General features: G+C 66.0%; 15 protein-coding genes. 7 read left to right on the top strand and 8 right to left on the bottom strand.

The features are described from left to right. Window positions 1-109: 109 nt before the first annotated feature. The 3 genes from HT136_RS08825 (at window position 110) to HT136_RS08815 (ending at window position 2,935) form a co-directional block, all read left to right on the top strand. On the top strand, window positions 110-595 hold the full coding sequence (locus HT136_RS08825) for a helix-turn-helix transcriptional regulator (protein WP_246543485.1): 486 nt from the start codon (window positions 110-112) through the stop codon (window positions 593-595). A 41-nt stretch (window positions 596-636) separates the two neighbouring features. Beyond that, window positions 637-1,095: a hypothetical protein gene (locus HT136_RS08820; RefSeq protein ID WP_214199398.1), complete on the top strand. Its 459-nt coding sequence runs from the start codon at window positions 637-639 to the stop codon at window positions 1,093-1,095. Between the two features lie 223 nt (window positions 1,096-1,318). After that, the gene (locus tag HT136_RS08815) at window positions 1,319-2,935 is read left to right on the top strand and encodes an alpha-D-glucose phosphate-specific phosphoglucomutase (protein ID WP_214199577.1); all 1,617 of its coding nucleotides are present in this window, start codon (window positions 1,319-1,321) and stop codon (window positions 2,933-2,935) included. A gap of 59 nt (window positions 2,936-2,994) precedes the next feature. Here HT136_RS08815 and HT136_RS08810 read toward each other — a convergent pair whose 3' ends face one another. The 5 genes from HT136_RS08810 to HT136_RS08790 form a co-directional block, all read right to left on the bottom strand. Then, window positions 2,995-3,507 (bottom strand): hypothetical protein, encoded by a 513-nt coding sequence (locus tag HT136_RS08810; protein ID WP_214199397.1) that lies wholly within the window; start codon window positions 3,505-3,507, stop codon window positions 2,995-2,997. 73 nt (window positions 3,508-3,580) lie between these two features. Continuing rightward, window positions 3,581-5,611, bottom strand: coding sequence for a 4-alpha-glucanotransferase (malQ, locus tag HT136_RS08805; protein ID WP_343222144.1), 2,031 nt, complete (start codon window positions 5,609-5,611; stop codon window positions 3,581-3,583). Between the two features lie 295 nt (window positions 5,612-5,906). Then, entirely contained in the window at window positions 5,907-6,434 is a 528-nt protein-coding gene (gene moaB, locus HT136_RS08800; protein WP_214199396.1) for a molybdenum cofactor biosynthesis protein B, read from the bottom strand. Window positions 6,435-6,441: 7 nt separating this feature from the next. Then, window positions 6,442-8,262: a lytic transglycosylase domain-containing protein gene (locus HT136_RS08795; RefSeq protein ID WP_425516888.1), complete on the bottom strand. Its 1,821-nt coding sequence runs from the start codon at window positions 8,260-8,262 to the stop codon at window positions 6,442-6,444. A 142-nt stretch (window positions 8,263-8,404) separates the two neighbouring features. After that, the gene (locus HT136_RS08790) at window positions 8,405-9,157 is read right to left on the bottom strand and encodes a uracil-DNA glycosylase family protein (protein ID WP_214199394.1); all 753 of its coding nucleotides are present in this window, start codon (window positions 9,155-9,157) and stop codon (window positions 8,405-8,407) included. Between the two features lie 90 nt (window positions 9,158-9,247). On the opposite strand from HT136_RS08790, the gene HT136_RS08785 reads away from it, so the two are divergent. The 3 genes from HT136_RS08785 to HT136_RS08775 all read left to right on the top strand — a co-directional run bounded on the left by HT136_RS08785 (window position 9,248) and on the right by HT136_RS08775 (window position 12,544). Beyond that, complete coding sequence (locus HT136_RS08785; RefSeq protein WP_214199393.1) at window positions 9,248-10,897, top strand: electron transfer flavoprotein-ubiquinone oxidoreductase; 1,650 nt, start codon at window positions 9,248-9,250, stop codon at window positions 10,895-10,897. Between the two features lie 80 nt (window positions 10,898-10,977). Beyond that, entirely contained in the window at window positions 10,978-11,805 is an 828-nt protein-coding gene (locus tag HT136_RS08780; RefSeq protein WP_214199392.1) for a 4-(cytidine 5'-diphospho)-2-C-methyl-D-erythritol kinase, read from the top strand. A gap of 10 nt (window positions 11,806-11,815) precedes the next feature. Continuing rightward, window positions 11,816-12,544 carry an N-formylglutamate amidohydrolase gene (locus HT136_RS08775; RefSeq protein WP_214199391.1) on the top strand — a complete coding sequence of 243 codons (729 nt, stop codon included), beginning with the start codon at window positions 11,816-11,818 and terminating at the stop codon, window positions 12,542-12,544. 22 nt (window positions 12,545-12,566) lie between these two features. Here the strand turns inward: HT136_RS08775 and HT136_RS08770 are convergent, their stop codons facing one another. From HT136_RS08770 to HT136_RS08760, 3 genes are all read right to left on the bottom strand, one after another. Then, on the bottom strand, window positions 12,567-12,788 hold the full coding sequence (locus HT136_RS08770; protein ID WP_214199390.1) for a hypothetical protein: 222 nt from the start codon (window positions 12,786-12,788) through the stop codon (window positions 12,567-12,569). A gap of 58 nt (window positions 12,789-12,846) precedes the next feature. Next, window positions 12,847-13,011, bottom strand: coding sequence for a hypothetical protein (locus HT136_RS08765; protein WP_214199389.1), 165 nt, complete (start codon window positions 13,009-13,011; stop codon window positions 12,847-12,849). Between the two features lie 577 nt (window positions 13,012-13,588). Beyond that, window positions 13,589-14,020: a DUF3806 domain-containing protein gene (locus HT136_RS08760; RefSeq protein WP_214199388.1), complete on the bottom strand. Its 432-nt coding sequence runs from the start codon at window positions 14,018-14,020 to the stop codon at window positions 13,589-13,591. A gap of 230 nt (window positions 14,021-14,250) precedes the next feature. On the opposite strand from HT136_RS08760, the gene ilvD reads away from it, so the two are divergent. Further along, entirely contained in the window at window positions 14,251-16,107 is a 1,857-nt protein-coding gene (gene ilvD / locus HT136_RS08755; protein ID WP_214199387.1) for a dihydroxy-acid dehydratase, read from the top strand. Window positions 16,108-16,273 lie beyond the last annotated feature (166 nt).

The raw sequence follows: 16,273 nt of genomic DNA, 5'->3' as shown, positions 1-16,273 counted from the left end.
ATGTGCGGCAACAGGCGTTGCATGGCGGGCATCGGACGAAAGGGGATGGCGAGTTTTGGGTGCGGCGGGACACGACAAGTGTTGGATCTACGACGATATATTTCGCGATTTGACGGACAAGCAGCGTGAAGTGCTGGGGCTCATCGCCAACAATTTCACGAGCAAGGAAATCGCGTACGAGCTGGGCATTTCCGAAAGCGCTGTAAACCAGCGGATCGAGGCCGTTCGCGGGCGGACCGGTTCGCCGCCGCGTGCGGAATTGGCGCGTGCCTATCGGCGTTTCCTTGGTGAGGAGGTGCAGGCGAACGCCGAGTCACCCCCCGAGGATATCGGTCTGGCGATGGTTGCGCCGGTTGCGGCACCTGCCGTCGTTCCCATTTGCTCGCCTGATCCGCGTTCACCTTCGGTCTCGCGCGGCGGTGTCGACGGACAGGGTCGGGACGTCGCAGAGGCTCCGAGCGTCGTGCCCGGAATCTTCGAAGGTCGTAACGGGGGCTGGAATCGCAGCGCGGCGATCGTGGTCATCGCGGCGGGAATCCTGCTGGTCGCCGGAGCGGGATTGAGCGTCGTGCACTATCTCGCCGAGTTGCTCTGAGCGATGCACGGCCGTGAAGCCGAGAGTGGGGGCGTTCGCAAATGATCGCGGCGTTGGCGGCAACGGTGCTATGCGCTGCGGCCTGGTGGCGCGGGGCTGGCCCGGAGCGCGTGCTTGCGGGCCTGATGGTCGTCGTGATCGCGGTGCACCAGTTCTATCACTTCGCCGCGAAGGGGGCGATCGTTTACGCGGGCCTCGACATGGGGCACCTGGTGATCGACCTGATCCTGTTCGTCGACATGGCTGCCGTCGCGCTCTTTGCAAACCGTGTCTATCCCATGTGGATGGCCGGCGCGCAACTGATCGCACTAACCTCGTATTTCTACCGATACCTGCCCGGGCCGGTGCGCGAGGAAGTTTACGACATCATGGCGACGCTGCCATTCCTTTTCCAGATCTTCGTTCTCGGGCTCGGCTTGGGGTGGCACATCGCACGGCGGCGCCGGCGCGGTGAATATCGCTCTTGGTGCACCTCCGGTCCACCGCATCACGGCAGCTGATCGCAACGGCATCTCAGACTGCGTAAATAGGCGCAATTTCATCGCAGCGCGCGGCCGGATGGCCCGTCTGCGGCAAAACCCGGCTTGACCTTCCTCTCCAGTCTTCGGAAGTACATCGTCGTGCTGCATCGCAGCGATGAAACTTTCTGCCGCAATCGACTTATTCCCATGTATCGGATGCTTGCGCATAACTGGAGAGATTGAATTGACCGATATCGTGTCCATGCCGACGACCCCGTTCGACGGGCAGAAGCCTGGGACCTCGGGCCTTCGCAAGAAGGTCAAGGTGTTCCAGCAGCCGGGCTACGCGGAGAATTTCATCCAGTCGGTGTTCGACGTCGTCGAGCGGGGTGCGGGCGCGACGCTCGTCCTGGGCGGTGACGGGAGGTTCCACAATCGCGCGGTCATCCAGCAGGCGATCCGCATGGCGGCGGCCAACGGTTACGCGCGCGTGCTTGTGGGCCGGGGCGGCATCCTCTCCACCCCGGCGGCGAGCAACGTCATCCGCAAGTACAAGGCGAGCGGCGGCCTGGTTCTTTCGGCAAGTCACAATCCTGGCGGTCCGGACGAGGACTTCGGAATCAAGTACAACATCGCCAACGGTGGTCCTGCGCCGGAAGGCGTGACCGAGGCAATCCACGCGCGCACGACGACCATTGAGCGCTGGCTCACGGTGGAGGCGGCGGACATCGATCTCGACGCGGTGGGCATCGTCGAAGTGGGCGACATGAACGTCGAGATCATCGACCCCGTCGCCGACTACGCCAATCTCATGGAGGAACTGTTCGACTTCGATGCGATCCGCGGGATCGTCGCCTCGGGCTTCACCATGTGCTTTGACGCGATGAGCGCGGTGACCGGCCCTTACGCGACCGAAATCCTCGAGCGTCGGCTCGGCTTCGCCGCGGGTACGGTGGTCAATGGCATCCCGCTCGAGGATTTCGGCGGGCACCATCCCGATCCCAACCTGATCCATGCAAAGGCGCTGCACGATCTCATGATGGGGCCGGATGCGCCCGATCTCGGCGCGGCATCGGACGGGGACGGCGATCGCAATCTCATCATCGGGCGCGGTCGCTTCGTGACGCCGTCGGACTCGCTCGCCATGCTCGCCGCCAATATCGAGTGCGCGCCCGCCTACCGCAATCGCCTGACCGGCATTGCCCGCTCGATGCCGACGAGCGCGGCGGCCGACCGCGTGGCCGAGGCGCTGGGCGTACGCTGTTTCGAGACGCCGACCGGCTGGAAGTTCTTCGGCAACCTGCTCGACGCCGGCATGGTGACGATCTGCGGCGAGGAAAGCGCAGGGACGGGCTCGGACCACGTGCGCGAGAAGGACGGGCTCTGGGCCGTGCTGCTCTGGCTCAACATCCTCGCCGTGCGGGGCATTTCGGTGGACGAGCTGGCCCGGTTGCACTGGGCCCGCTTTGGGCGCAACTACTACGCGCGCCATGACTACGAAGGCGTCGACAAGGATGGCGCGGACGCGCTGATGGCCGCACTTGTGGCGCAGTTGGACACGCTGGCGGGGCAGGCCTTTGGTGCGCTCGAGGTCGCGAAAGCCGACAGCTTTTCCTACACCGATCCGGTCGATGGCTCGGTCAGCGCGAACCAGGGCATTCGCGTCCTTTTCGAAGGCGGCAGCCGCGTGGTCTTCCGCCTCTCGGGAACTGGCACGGCAGGGGCGACCTTGCGCGTCTATTTGGAGAATTACATGCCCCCTTCGGGCGATCTTGATGCCGATACCGGCGCGATGCTGGCCGACCAGATCGCGGCGGCGGAGGCCATCGCGGGCATCGCCCGGCACACCGGTCGCACCGCGCCTGACGTCGTTACATAAACGACGGGGGCGAGGTGTGCTCTCGGGCATCGGGGGCGCCCTCAGCGTGATCGCGGTGGCTAGCGGAAATGCGCGCGTATCTGCCCGAGGCGCGAGGAAGTGTCCTGCGCGAGCCTCTTGAGGTCGTCGCGCAGGGCTTCCGATTCGCCTTCGGTGATGACCTGAATGTCGTTCTGGATCATCTTGGAGCGGAAGGCGACGAGCCGCAGGACATACGTCCATTCGCCACGGGCATCGAGCGTGACCTTGCCGGTTCCGTGGCAAAGCATGGTGCGCAAGGCGATGTTCGCGATGCATTTTTCGAGAATTGGTAGTGCGCCCTTGCCCTCGTCGGCAAAGGGAGCCTCCGGCCTGATGAGCGAGGCGAGCGCCTCAAGCCGCTGTCCGACCAAGTGGGGCAGGCGAACCTGCGCGCCTCTCTTCGCGTCGAGCGAGAGCGTGGCAAGACATTTGGTTGTCGCCATTTCAATACGCGTGAAGTGATCGATGCAGATGCCACGCCATTCGTTCACGCGATTTGTTGCAAGTGTGAAGGGTTCTTCAGGAAGCCGCTGAAGGGTGATTGCGTTCATTGCCAAAGATCATGACTCGATGGCGGTTAATTATTTTTGTGCCATCGCGCAGGTCCGGGTCGATTTCGAATATTTAACCTGGAGGCGGCGTGGATTTGGTTTCCTTGCGTGCCTTGTCGAGCGATTCCAGGCGGCTTGCCACATCGGCGCGCTCGAGCGCTTCGCTGAGCGGAATTTCCATGCGGCGGCGCCAATTGGGGTGTTCGTCGATGGTTCCGGGAAGATTGGGCTGTTCGATTTCGCACAGCAGGTCCTCGAGTGGAGCGATCGCCAGCACCGAAGGCGTTCGTCCGATATGCGCGAGCGCGGCGGAGACCACCGGGGCAGGGTCATCGGGCGCGGGGCGCGGGGCGGCGTCGTGCGTCAGGCAGGCCCAGAGCAGGCCACGGTCCCAAGCGCGGCGCAGCGCCGCCTCGTCGGGCGTGGTGCCTTGCGGAAGGCGACCAAGAGCTTCGGCCCATTCGAGGTCGCGTCCCGTCCACCAGCCCGCCAGCGTCGCGGTGTCGTGAGTGCCGGTCATGGCGACCGCATCCACCGGGTAGTCGGCCGCCCCGATGAAGCCGTCGTCGGCCGCGCGTTCGAACCACAGGACGCGCATGTCGAGCAGGTGGCGCGCCTCGAGCGCGTCGAGGAAGCCGAAAGGTGCGGTGCCCAGGTTCTCGGCAATCAGCAGCGCGTCCGCGCGGTGCGCCTCGAGCACGGCAAGGCGCAGCATGTCCTCGAAGGGATAGGCGAGGTAGGCGCCCATTTCCGGCCCCTCGCCCTCCGGGATGACCCATAGCCGGGCCATGCCGAAGGCGTGGTCGATCCGGAGTGCCCCGCTGGCCGCGAAGGCACTGCGCAGCAGGGCGATCCACGGCGCATAGCCGCTGCGCTTGAGGCCCTGCGGGGAGAAGCTCGTGAGGTTCCAGTTCTGTCCCAGCGGCCCGAGCGGATCGGGCGGTGCGCCAATGGTGAGGCCTTCGAGCATCGTGCCTTGGCGGGTCCAGCTGTCGGCACCGCCAGTGTGGACGCCCACGGCCAGATCGCCGACGAGGCCGATCGCCATGCCCGCCGCGCGCGCGCGCGCCTTGACTTGGGCGAGGCCAGTGCGGGTCAGCCACTGGGTGAACGTGTGGAAGGCGATTTCGTCGGCGTGGTCTTCGGCGAAGCGACGCACGCCCTTGCCCTCGGGATCGTGGTGCTTTTCGGGCCATTCGCGCCAGTGCCGGCGCCCTTTGGCGCGGTGGTGGGTGTCGAGCGCGTCGAACAGGGCATGGCGGGCGAGCTCGGCATCATCGCGGGTCTCGGCCTCGAACCGGGCGCGCGTTGGAGCGTCGAGAGTGGCGAAGAGGTGGCGCAGTTCGGCCTGCTGACGGGGGAGGGCCTGCGTCCAGTCGATCAGCGGGGCATCTCCGGCCGGGTCCCAGTCGAGCGGAGGCAGGCCGAGCAGCTCGGGCGCAGCGAACGCGGTGTTGAGCTGCTGGCGGCTTGAAGGCGAATAAGGGCTGTAGTCACGCCCCTCACCGGCAAAGAGCGCGTGGAGTGGGTTGATCGCGAGGGCTTGGGCCCCGCGCGCCGCGAACAGCTCGACCGCCTTGGCCAGTTCGGCGAGTGTGCCGTAAGGTTTTCCGTCCTCTGCGCGCAGCGAGGCAATCTGAAGGGCGGGGCCCCAGTAGCGCGCGTCGAGTTCCGGGCAGCGTGCGGGCGCGACGGCCAGCGTGATCGCGTGCCCGGCAAAGTCGAGCTGGTAGTAGCCAGGGGTGGCGATCGGTGGGATGGTCGCCTCGGCCAGCGCGAGCGTCTGCGCTGCGCCATCGTGCGCGGTAAGGTGCATTTGCGCGAGGCCCGGGGGAAGTGGGGTGGGGCGCCCGACTTCGGTGACGATCATTGCGGGGACGGTCGCGCGCTCGCGCGCGATCGCGGCGCGGCTAGTGGCGATCTCGGCCTCGTTCTGCGCCGGATAGCCCAGGGCGCCCGCGATCCGGGTCAGGACCGCATCGGGAACGATCCGGTCGCGCCCCTCGACGTCGCGCCATTCGCGCGCGAGGCCAAGCGCCTGGGCGAGTTCGTGCAGCGGGTTCGGCGCGGGAACGTGGGCGGGGTCATGCTCTGGGGATTCCACCGATGGCCCTCCGGCAAGCGCGGCACGAAAGGTGCGCGCGTGAAGGTGAGCCTATACGTGCGCACCGCAGGCGGCAATCGAACATGTGTGCGGCGCAGCAAGAACCGCTTTGCACAACATGCCCACACGATGCGCACAGCTTATGCAGCGTTCCTGCACAGCTTATGAACGGGTTGTCCACAGGGTTGTGCCCTGCGCGACCAGCCGCCCGGACGGCCTGCAGACGACCGTGCCCCGCGCATCGCGGGGGCTATCGAGTCAGGTTGGAAAAGGCGCGTTAGCGCGTCGCGCGCGCTCAGACTTCGCGCAGGCGGGGCATCAATTCGACGAAATTGCAGGGGCGATTGCGACTGTCGAGCTGCTCGGCGAGAATGCCGTCCCAGCCGTCTTTTACCGCACCGTTCGAGCCGGGCAGGGCGAAGATGTAGGTCCCGCGCGAGAGCACCGCATGGGCGCGGCTCTGCACGGTCGAGGTCCCGATGGTTTGGTAGCTGATCCAGCGGAACAGTTCGCCGAAGCCGGGAATGTCCTTGTCCTTGACCTTCTCGAGCGCTTCGGGGGTCACGTCGCGGCCGGTGAGGCCGGTGCCGCCCGTCGTGACGATGGCGTCGATGCCCTTGTCGTCGATCCAGTCGTTGAGGCGGCTGACAAGGCGCGCGACATCGTCGATCACGATTGCGCGCGCGGCGAGCTTGTGGCCCGCGTCCTTGATCCGCGCGGCGAGAATGTCGCCCGAGGTATCCTCGTCGGGGCCCCGCGTGTCCGAAATGGTGAGCAGGGCGATGTTGATCGGCTTGAACGTACGCGAGGTGTCGATGGCCACGGAATGATCAGTCTCGGCTGTCGGCCATCCGGATGGTGGCCTGGTGGTAGAGGTCCACCGGCGCGGAGAGTCGGCCGTTTGCCGACATGCGTACCGCCTTCGAGCCGGACAGGCCCGGGAAAGTCGGCCACATGCCTTGGGCTAGAGCCATGCGGCTCTCCGATTCACCCCCGGCCTGACGCTCGTACATCCAGTAGTTGCGCATGACGATATTCACGTAGCCCCGGGTTTCCCAGTAGGGCAGCGATTCCATCCACAGGAGGGGATCGCCCTGATCCTTGACCTCGGTGTTCCAGCGCCGGACCGGCAAGGGGCCCGCGTTGTAGGCGGCCATGACCTTGGGCAGGAGGCCCTGGGTGCCGCTGTCGCGTTGGAGCGTGAGCAGGTGGCTCTGGCCGAAGGCGAGGTTGATCTCGGGCTTGTTGAGGTCGCTCGCCGAGCCGGAAACGCCCAGTTCGCTGGCGTGGTCCTGCGCGGCGGCGGGCATGATCTGCATTAAACCACGCGCGCCGGCGGGGCTGACGATGTCGGTGTTGAAGATCGATTCCTGGAGTGCGTGGGCGTAGACCAGCGCCGGATCGACCTTCCAGCCGCCCGCCGGGGTCCACTTGGGCGTGGGAAAGCGCGAGGCGGGGTCGGGCTTGCCGCCGCGCGGCGCGTTGTAGCCCATCCAGAGCTGTGTCTGGGGCAGGCCCAGATCCCGCGCGAGGCGCGAAAGCGGGGCGTATTGCGCCGCATCGCCGATACGCGCCTGGTGGCGCAGCACTTCGTCGGCGAGGTTGTCCTCGCCGATCTCGGCGAGCGAGACGGCGGTGCGCACATTGGGGATCGCGCGCAGCTTTTGCCAGTCGGCCTGCGAGAAGTCGGCCCCCGTGTGCTGCTCGGGCAGGCTCATGCCAAGCTGTTCGGCGGCGAGCATGCCGTAGAGCGTCTCGTCGCGCGCGGCGGCCATGCGCAGCACGTCGGCGGCTTTTTCCGGGCGGCGCGCGCGGATCAGCGCGCGGGCGTTCCAATAGTAGCCCGCGCTCTTGAGCTCGTCGTTCTCGGCCGATCGCGCGCACTGCGCGAAAGCATCCGAAGCGCCGTCGAAGTCGCCGATGCGCCAGGCGGCAAGGCCCGCCGTCCACCACGCCTCGCCCACCCAGGGACCGGTCCCTTGCGTGGCGCGCTGGGCCAGCTCGTAGGCCGGACCGTCCTGGTTTTCGATGTAATAGCTCCAGGCCACGCGCTGGCGCCATTCGGCCTGGGCGGAGGGCGAAAGCGTGGCGTCGACGCCGTCGAGCAGCGTGCGCGCGCCGGCGGGATCGTCGGCGCTGATCCGGCCGAGGATCGCGCTCGACAGGCTGGCGGGCATCGTGCCGTCGTTGATCGGCGAGGGGCGTACGCGCTTGGAAATGGTGGGGAGCCGCGCGAAAGTCTGTTCGCTGGGCAGTGGCGGCGTGGAGGTTGCGCCGCGGCGCAGGGCCAGTTGGGTAATCTGGCTGGCGCCCGGAAGTTCGGTGCCCTCGGCAAGCCAGGCCTCGAGGTCGGGACGCTCGATCTTGGGCGAACCGGCGGCGAGGAAGTATTCGGCGCGGGCTTCCTGGCGCATCGGGCCTTCGGGCAGGTTGGCCAGCATGCGCTGGACCTTGCTCCAGTCCTTGGCGTCGATCGCGTCGAAGTATTCGCGGTAGATCGCCCGATCGGGGGTGCTGAGCAGGCTCGGGACCGCGCTGTCGTCGCCGCGCTTGCGGAAATATTCCACCGCGGCGCTGTTGGCCCTGGCCGCGCCAGCGGTGCCGAGCGCGGTCGTCGCAAGGGCGGCGAGTGCCAGTGCGGTGCGCGCCAAGCCCCGCGAGGGCAGGCCGTTCGCCCCCACCGCGCCCTTCAAGCGTGCCGTTCCCTGAACTCGTTTCACGTCGCGTATCCCGAATATTGGTCTTGTGTCATGGCCCGCCGTTCGCACGTGCAACGCGCAGCCGGTGCGCCTCTCAGGGCGCCATCCAGTCGAGCATCGCCCTCCACAGGACCGGCTTGGTTCTCGGCCGGTTGAGCAGAGAGTCCAGGCCCCACGACGCGAGCAGGGGTATCGATGCTCCTTCATGGTCAAATAATCGCGAAACGGCAGCGCGTTGCGGCGATTCGTGGCCCAAAAGCGGCAGGACGTTGCCTCCCAGCACGAAAAGGCGCCTGGGGGCGACAAGCGCGATGTGATGGCGCAGCACCGTCCCCATGCCGCGCTGCAGTGCATCGCCCCAGTCGGGGGCGGGCATCGCGCGGGGAAGGGCGCTGGCGAAATAGGCTTGGCTGCGCGTGAGGCCCAGGCTTGCGAGGATGGCGTCGAGCAACTGCCCCTGGGGGCCTGAAAGCAGCGCCTCGCGGTCCTCGCGTTCGGGGGCCTCGACGACGACCATCACCTCCGCGCCGGCCTTGCCTGAGGGGGCAATGCGCATGGCGGGCGGTCCATCGTCGAGCAGCGGCTCGTTCATCCACCACGCGGCGAAATCGGCGAGAGTGGCCGGGAAATGCTCGGGGGCGAGGCGGGGTTCGCTGACGGTTGCGGCAACCGCTTCGTTCTCGACCCGGGCGAGGCGCCATTCGCTGGGAGGAAGTTCCTCTTCCTCGGGCGGGGCCAGCCAATCCTGCGCATCGTCGACATAGTCACAATCGACCCCGGCCAGTCTCCACCAGTCGAGGGCGTCCGTGATTTCGGCCAGAAAGTGCTGATTGGGGCGCGGATCCATTGCGCGGGGTATTGACCTGTCGGCAGCGAGCAATCAAGGCAAACCGGAACAAAGCGCGCAACAAAATACAAGTCTACCGCCGAGGGGCCCATGATTGAACGCGAAGAGATGCCTTATGACGTCGTGATCGTTGGAGGCGGGCCGGCTGGCCTGTCGACGGCGATCCGGCTCAAACAGCTCGATCCCGAATTGCAGGTCTGCGTGCTGGAGAAGGGTTCCGAGGTCGGTGCCCACATTCTGTCGGGCGCGACCTTCGATCCCAAGGCGCTCGACGAGCTCCTGCCCGAGTGGCGCGAGATGGATTGCCCGATGGCCGAAGTCGCGGTGACCGACAGCTGGCACTGGCACCTGACCAAAAAGAAGAAATTCTCGATCCCGCACCTGATCCAGCCCAAGTTCATGGGCAACCACGGCAACTACACCGGGTCGCTGGGCAACTTGTGCCGCTGGCTGGCCGAACAGGCCGAAGCGCTCGAGGTCGAAATCTTCCCCGGCTTCCCGGCCGCCGAAATCCTCTATGACGAGGCGGGTGCGGTGATCGGCGTGCAGACCGGGGACATGGGCGTTGATCGCGAGGGCGAGCCCAAGGGCGATTTCCAGCCGGGCATGAACCTGCTCGGCAAGTACACCGTGTTCTGCGAGGGCGCGCGCGGGCACCTGACCAAGCGTCTCAAGGCCAAGTACGACCTTGAGGCCAATTGCCAGCCGCAGGTCTATGGCCTGGGCATGAAGGAGCTGTGGGACATCGATCCGGCCAAGCACGTGGCCGGTCGCGTGATTCACACGCAGGGATGGCCGCTTTCGGAAAACGACGCCTGGGGTGGCGGTTTCCTGTACCACCAGGCGAACGGGCAGGTCTCGCTCGGCTTCGTGGCCGCGCTCGACTACAAGAACCCCTACATCTACCCCTTCGAGGAATTCCAGCGCTGGAAGCAGCACCCCGAGATCAAGGCGATCCTCGAGGGCGGCAAGCGCGTCGCCTATGGCGCACGCGTGATCAACGAGGGTGGCTGGCAGTCGGTCCCGCAGCTGGCCTTCCCGGGCGGCGTGCTGGCAGGCTGCTCGGCCGGCTTCGTCAACGTGCCGCGCATCAAGGGCAGCCACACGGCGATGAAGTCGGGCATGCTGGCGGCCGAGAGCATCGCGGCCGCGATCAAGGGCGAGCGTGCGCAGGATACGCTGCAGGACTACGACGAGGCCGTGCGTTCGAGCTGGATCGCCGATGAGTTGAAGCTCGTCCAGAACGCCGAGCCGATGGTCGCCAAGTGGGGCGGCGAGCTCGGCACGCTGCTGGCCGGCGCCGACATGTGGCTGCGTACGCTCTTCGGTTTCGGCATCGCCAAGCCGATGAAGCACCACACCGACGCCTCGGCGCTCCAGCGCGCGGATCTCTACAAGCCGATCGACTATCCCAAGCCCGACGGCGTGATCAGCTTCGATCGCCTGACCAGCGTCTCCTACTCGTTCACCAACCACGAGGAAGAGCAGCCCTGCCACCTGAAGCTCAAGGATCCGGCGATCCCGACCACGGTCAACCTGCCGGTCTACGCGGGTCCCGAGGCGCGCTATTGCCCGGCCGGGGTCTACGAGTTCGTGGATACCGACGGATCGGGCATGAAGCTTCAGATCAACGCGCAGAACTGCGTCCACTGCAAGACCTGCGACATCAAGGATCCCACTCAGAACATCGAGTGGGTGACGCCCGAAGGTGGCGGTGGGCCGAATTATCCGAACATGTGATCGCGTTTTTCCAGGCGAAACCGGAGATTGCGGAGCGTCGGGGCTTGCCCCGGCGCTCCTCTCGTTTCACAGACGTGGCGATGAACGAAACCGCTTACGCGAAGATCAATCTCGCGCTCCATGTCCGTCGTCGCCGCGAGGATGGCTACCACGATCTCGAAACGCTGTTCGCCTTCGTCGATGACGGGGACGCGCTGGCGGTCGCGCCGGCGGACCAGGATTACCTGGAAGTGCATGGCGAATTCGTGGGCGCGCTGCACAACCCTTTCGACAATATCGTCGCCAATGCACTGAGCGCGCTACCGCGCGGGGCAGGCGGGACAAGCGGAGGCTGGGCAGTAACGCTCGAGAAGCGGCTCCCGGTCGCGGCGGGGCTGGGCGGTGGCTCGGCCGATGCGGGGGCGATCTTCCGCCTCGTCGATCGCGCGCAGGGCCTGCCCGAGGACTGGCGCGCGCGCGCGGCGAAGCTGGGCGCGGACGTGCCGGCCTGCGTGCTCTCGCGGCCCTGCATCGGCACGGGCACCGGAACCGACCTTGAAGAAGTTGCCGAAAACGATCTGGCCGGCTGCGCGGTGTTGTTGGTCAACCCGCGCGAGGCACTGCCAACCGGGCCGGTTTTCCAGGCGTGGGACGGCGAGGATCGCGGCGCGATGCCCATGAGCGCGAGCTTGCGGGCGATTGCGCTCGAGGGACGCAACGATCTCGAGGCCCCGGCCATCGCCATCTGTCCGGTGATCGCCGAGGTGCTGGCCGCGCTGCGGGGGACGCAGCCCTTCCTCGCGCGCATGTCCGGTTCGGGCGCGACCTGCTTTGCGCTCTACGACAGTCTCGAGGCGCGTGACGAAGCGGCGGAAAAACTGGCGCAAAGTCATCCCGGCTGGTGGCGGATGGCGGGAAGGCTGCGCTAGGGTCCAGGTCATGCAGAACGAGACCGAAAGCTATCGCATCGTGGGCACGCCGCGTTTTGGCGGCATCCTCGTCGTGGCCGACCATGCTTCTAACCGCGTGCCGGCAGACATCGCTCTTGGCATCTCGTCCAAACTAATGGACGAGCATATCGCCGTCGATATCGGCGTGGCGGGAATTGCAGAGCGCATGTGCGAACGGCCCGGAATGGCGGCGCTGCTGGGCAATGTCAGCCGCCTGGTCTGTGACACCAACCGCACCGTCGAGGATCCGGCGGCCATTCCCGAGGCGAGTGATGGCTACGCGATCCCGGGCAATGTGGGCATCGACCGGGCGGCGCGGCTCGCGCGCTTTCACCACCCGTTCCATGACGCGCTGACCACATTGCTCAACAAGGCGCCGCCGCAGTTGACGCTGATTCTGCACAGCTTCACCCCGCAGATGGCGACGCGCCCCGAAGAGACGCGTCCCTGGCATTGCGGCGTGCTTTACGACAAGGACCCGCGCGGCGCGCGCATCGCCACCCGCCTGTTCGAGGCCGAAGGGCTTATCGTGGGGGATCAGGAGCCCTATTCGGGGAAGGTCTACAACGCGGCGATCGAGCGCCACGTCGAGAGCGAAGGGCGACCCTATCTGTACCTCGAGATCCGCCAGGATCTCATCGCCGATGCGGCCGGTCAGGCCCAATGGGCCGAGCGGCTGATCCGCGTGTGCAACCAGGTCGCGCTCGAAATCGAATGAAGATCAAGCGGGCCCTTCGCCCTCAGGCGGAAGGTTCCGGTTGCAGGTAGCCAAAGGGGACCGGGCTGGGCGCGCTGTGCCAGGCCTGCGCGGCGCGGGCGCCGAGCGAGTGCTGAAAAGCGCTTATGCGCTGCGCGATACGCGAGGCCGCGGCGAGGATTTCGCTGCGTTCGCGTGCGTCGCAAGTGCGCCCGGCATCGATCAGGGCGCACTGGTGTGCGGCGTAGGCCTGGTTGAGGTCCATTGTGTCGTCTCCTGTTCGAGCGGCGGGCGTGTCGGTGTGGATGGCTGCGGCGTCGGCCTTAGTCCACCATCCCTGCGACAAGGCGCTGGAGTTCGAGGGTCGGGATAAGCGCGGGGGCGACGGGCGCAGTCTTGCCCGACAGGGGCTTCGCGACCGCGTGGCGGGCGAGGAGCGGATGGTTGGGGCCGGCGTGGCCGTGGGCTGCATGGTTCTGGTAATTCATCGTTTCACTTCTTTGGCAGGATTTCCCTGCCATCCTTATTGATACCATCCTTATAGATGGTTGTTTGCCTTTCGGCGGCGCGAGGCCGCTTGCGGCACATAGAGACATTCGCGGTCGCTTATATGACACGGCCGTCCCAAACGTGGGCGGCAGTTGCCGCCGGAGTGGAGTTGATCCGTCGGGGCGGCCTTGCGTTGAACGTTCCCCGCTTCGGGGCGAAGCGCTCAAGGCAAAGTGTCTTTCGGCTCGCGGTGCCAGTGTTGGGAGGGCGCGAGGCAGATGCCCGCGTCCGGTTCGGCTTTAACGCTTCAATCGCCTTAAGGTGCCGCTACGGCACGAAAAAATCTGCAAGCCGCCCAAGAGCGAACTGCAAGACCGATCGGCAAAAAGCGGAAAAGACGGCTTCCGAAAAACGGTTGTCCGAAAGCCTTTCCGATCGTCGTGATCGACGTTCGATAAGTCCTATATACATGTTGTGAGCCGGAATTCAAGTCCGGCGATCGAATTGCATTTGCCTCGATTTCCGGTCCATTCGCGCCAATCCGCTGTTCTTGGCGCCGAATTGGCTATCTGCGGCCTATTCGACGTCGCCCGAGAAGGCGATTTCGTTCAGTTGTTCGCGCGTCGTCTCGTACATCGTGTCGATATCGACGTGTTCGCCCTCCTCGATGCGCTGGGCGATCATGGTGAGGGGAAAGCATACGATCGAGGTTCCCGGCCAGTGCAGCGCGGGCTGGCGTCCGTATTCGTCGTCGATGGTGACCCAGTCGAGCATGAGGTCCTGCGCCAGCGCATCGCCCATCGCGATGCCGAGCGACTGAAGTTTCCAGGTGTCCTTGGGACCGACCCAGCCTTGGGTAAGATTGGCCCGGACCACCGCGAGTTTCCCGTCGAGCGAGGCATAGGCATCTTCGGCGTTGCGCACGAAGTGGCCCTTTATCCAGATCCGCGCGAGATCCAGCCACTCCCTTTCTTCCGGTTCCAGCACGAGGTGGTCGACAGGTTCCATGAGGGGAGGATACCGAAAGTCGTGCTGCGATGCAAAAAATGGAGCCGGACGGGAAAATACGGCGGGGCTCGGACCCGACCGGTCCCGGTACGATCCGACAAGCCGATGGCGCTCCGTGTGAAATTTTATGCCTTTCGGGGCGCAGGGTTTTGGCGTAGGGGCCAAGGCCATGAAACCCCGCGCAAAGGTTCGCAGCCTTGCGCGCAACCCAGATTTCTCGGAGTTTTCCCATGCCCGCCTACCGTTCCCGCACGTCCACCCACGGCCGCAACATGGCAGGCGCGCGTGGCCTGTGGCGTGCGACCGGCATGAAGGACGGCGATTTCGGCAAGCCGATCATCGCGGTCGTCAACTCGTTCACGCAGTTCGTGCCGGGCCACGTCCACCTCAAGGACCTGGGCCAGCTGGTCGCGCGCGAGATCGAGGCTGCGGGCGGCGTCGCCAAGGAATTCAACACCATCGCGGTCGATGACGGCATCGCCATGGGCCACGACGGCATGCTTTATTCGCTGCCCAGCCGCGATCTCATCGCCGACAGCGTGGAATACATGGTCAACGCGCACTGCGCCGACGCCATGGTGTGCATCTCGAACTGCGACAAGATCACGCCGGGCATGCTGATGGCTGCAATGCGCATCAACATCCCGGTCGTCTTCGTTTCGGGCGGCCCGATGGAAGCGGGCAAGGTCGTGCTCAAGGGCAAGGAGCATGCGCTCGACCTCGTCGATGCCATGGTTGCCGCCGCCGACGAGAGCTACTCCGACGAGGAAGTCGCGGCGATCGAACGCTCGGCGTGCCCGACCTGCGGCTCGTGCTCGGGCATGTTTACGGCGAATTCGATGAACTGCCTCACCGAGGCACTCGGCCTTTCGCTGCCGGGTAACGGCTCGACGCTGGCGACCCACGCCGATCGCGAGCGCCTGTTTCGCGAGGCGGGCCATCTCGTCGTCGACTTGTGCCAGCGCTACTACGAGCAGGAGGACGAAAGCGTCCTGCCGCGCGCCATCGCCAGCTTCAAGGCCTTCGAGAACGCGATGAGCCTCGACATCGCGATGGGCGGCTCGACCAACACCGTCCTCCACCTGCTGGCCGCGGCCGTGGAGGCGGGTGTCGATTTCACGATGAACGACATCGACCGCCTTTCGCGCCAGGTTCCCTGCCTTTCCAAGGTCGCCCCGGCCAAGTCGGACGTGCACATGGAGGACGTCCACCGCGCGGGCGGCATCATGGCGATCCTGGGCCAGCTCGACCGGGCCGGTCTGCTCCACTCGGAGTGTTCGACCGTCCATGCGCGCACGCTGGGTGATGCGCTCAACCGCTGGGATATCAGCCGCACCAACGATGCCAGCGTCCAGGAGTTCTACAAGGCCGCGCCCGGCGGCGTGCCGACGCAAGTTGCCTTCAGCCAGGCCAATCGCTGGAAGGAACTCGACCTCGATCGTGAAGGTGGCGTGATCCGTTCGAAGGAGCACGCCTTCAGCCAGGACGGCGGTCTCGCAGTGCTTTTCGGCAACATCGCGCGCGAGGGCTGCATCGTGAAGACCGCGGGCGTCGATGACAGCATCCTCAAGTTCACCGGGACTGCGCGCGTCTACGAGAGCCAGGATGCGGCCGTGGCGGGCATCCTGGGCGGACAGGTCCAGGCCAACGACGTGGTCGTGATCCGGTACGAAGGGCCGCGCGGCGGCCCGGGCATGCAGGAAATGCTCTATCCGACCAGCTATCTGAAGTCGAAGGGGCTGGGCAAGGCCTGCGCGCTCCTCACCGACGGGCGCTTCTCGGGCGGTACTTCGGGTCTTTCGATCGGGCACGCCTCGCCCGAGGCGGCCGAAGGCGGCGAGATCGGCCTCGTCGAGAACGGCGACACGATCGAGATCGACATCCCGGGCCGCACCATCAACCTGATGATCAGCGAGGCCGAGATGGAGAAGCGCCGCGCCACGCAGGTCGCCCGCGGACCCGAGGCCTGGACCCCGGTCCATCCGCGCAAGCGCAAGGTCTCGGCGGCGTTGGAGGCCTATGCCGCGATGACGACCAGTGCTGCCAAGGGCGCCGTGCGCGACGTCGCGCAGCTCAAGCGCCGCTGACGAGACACGCGCGGCTCGAGAGGCGCGCTGGTAAAAAAAAAGGGGTCTTTCGGGGGCCGGGGGAGTTCATCCCTTGGCCCCCGATACTGTTGGACGACTGGCCGATACGGCGGGGTGTGCGATTTCTGCGATGTTCGCGCAGATATTCGACAGCGCCGCTCTGCCG

It is taken from the genome of Novosphingobium profundi, assembly GCF_018491765.1.
In the GTDB taxonomy this organism is placed as follows: Bacteria; Pseudomonadota; Alphaproteobacteria; order Sphingomonadales; family Sphingomonadaceae; genus Novosphingobium; species Novosphingobium profundi.
The sequence above is the reverse complement of the archived record's forward strand: the minus strand, read 5'-3'. Positions and strand labels throughout refer to the sequence as shown.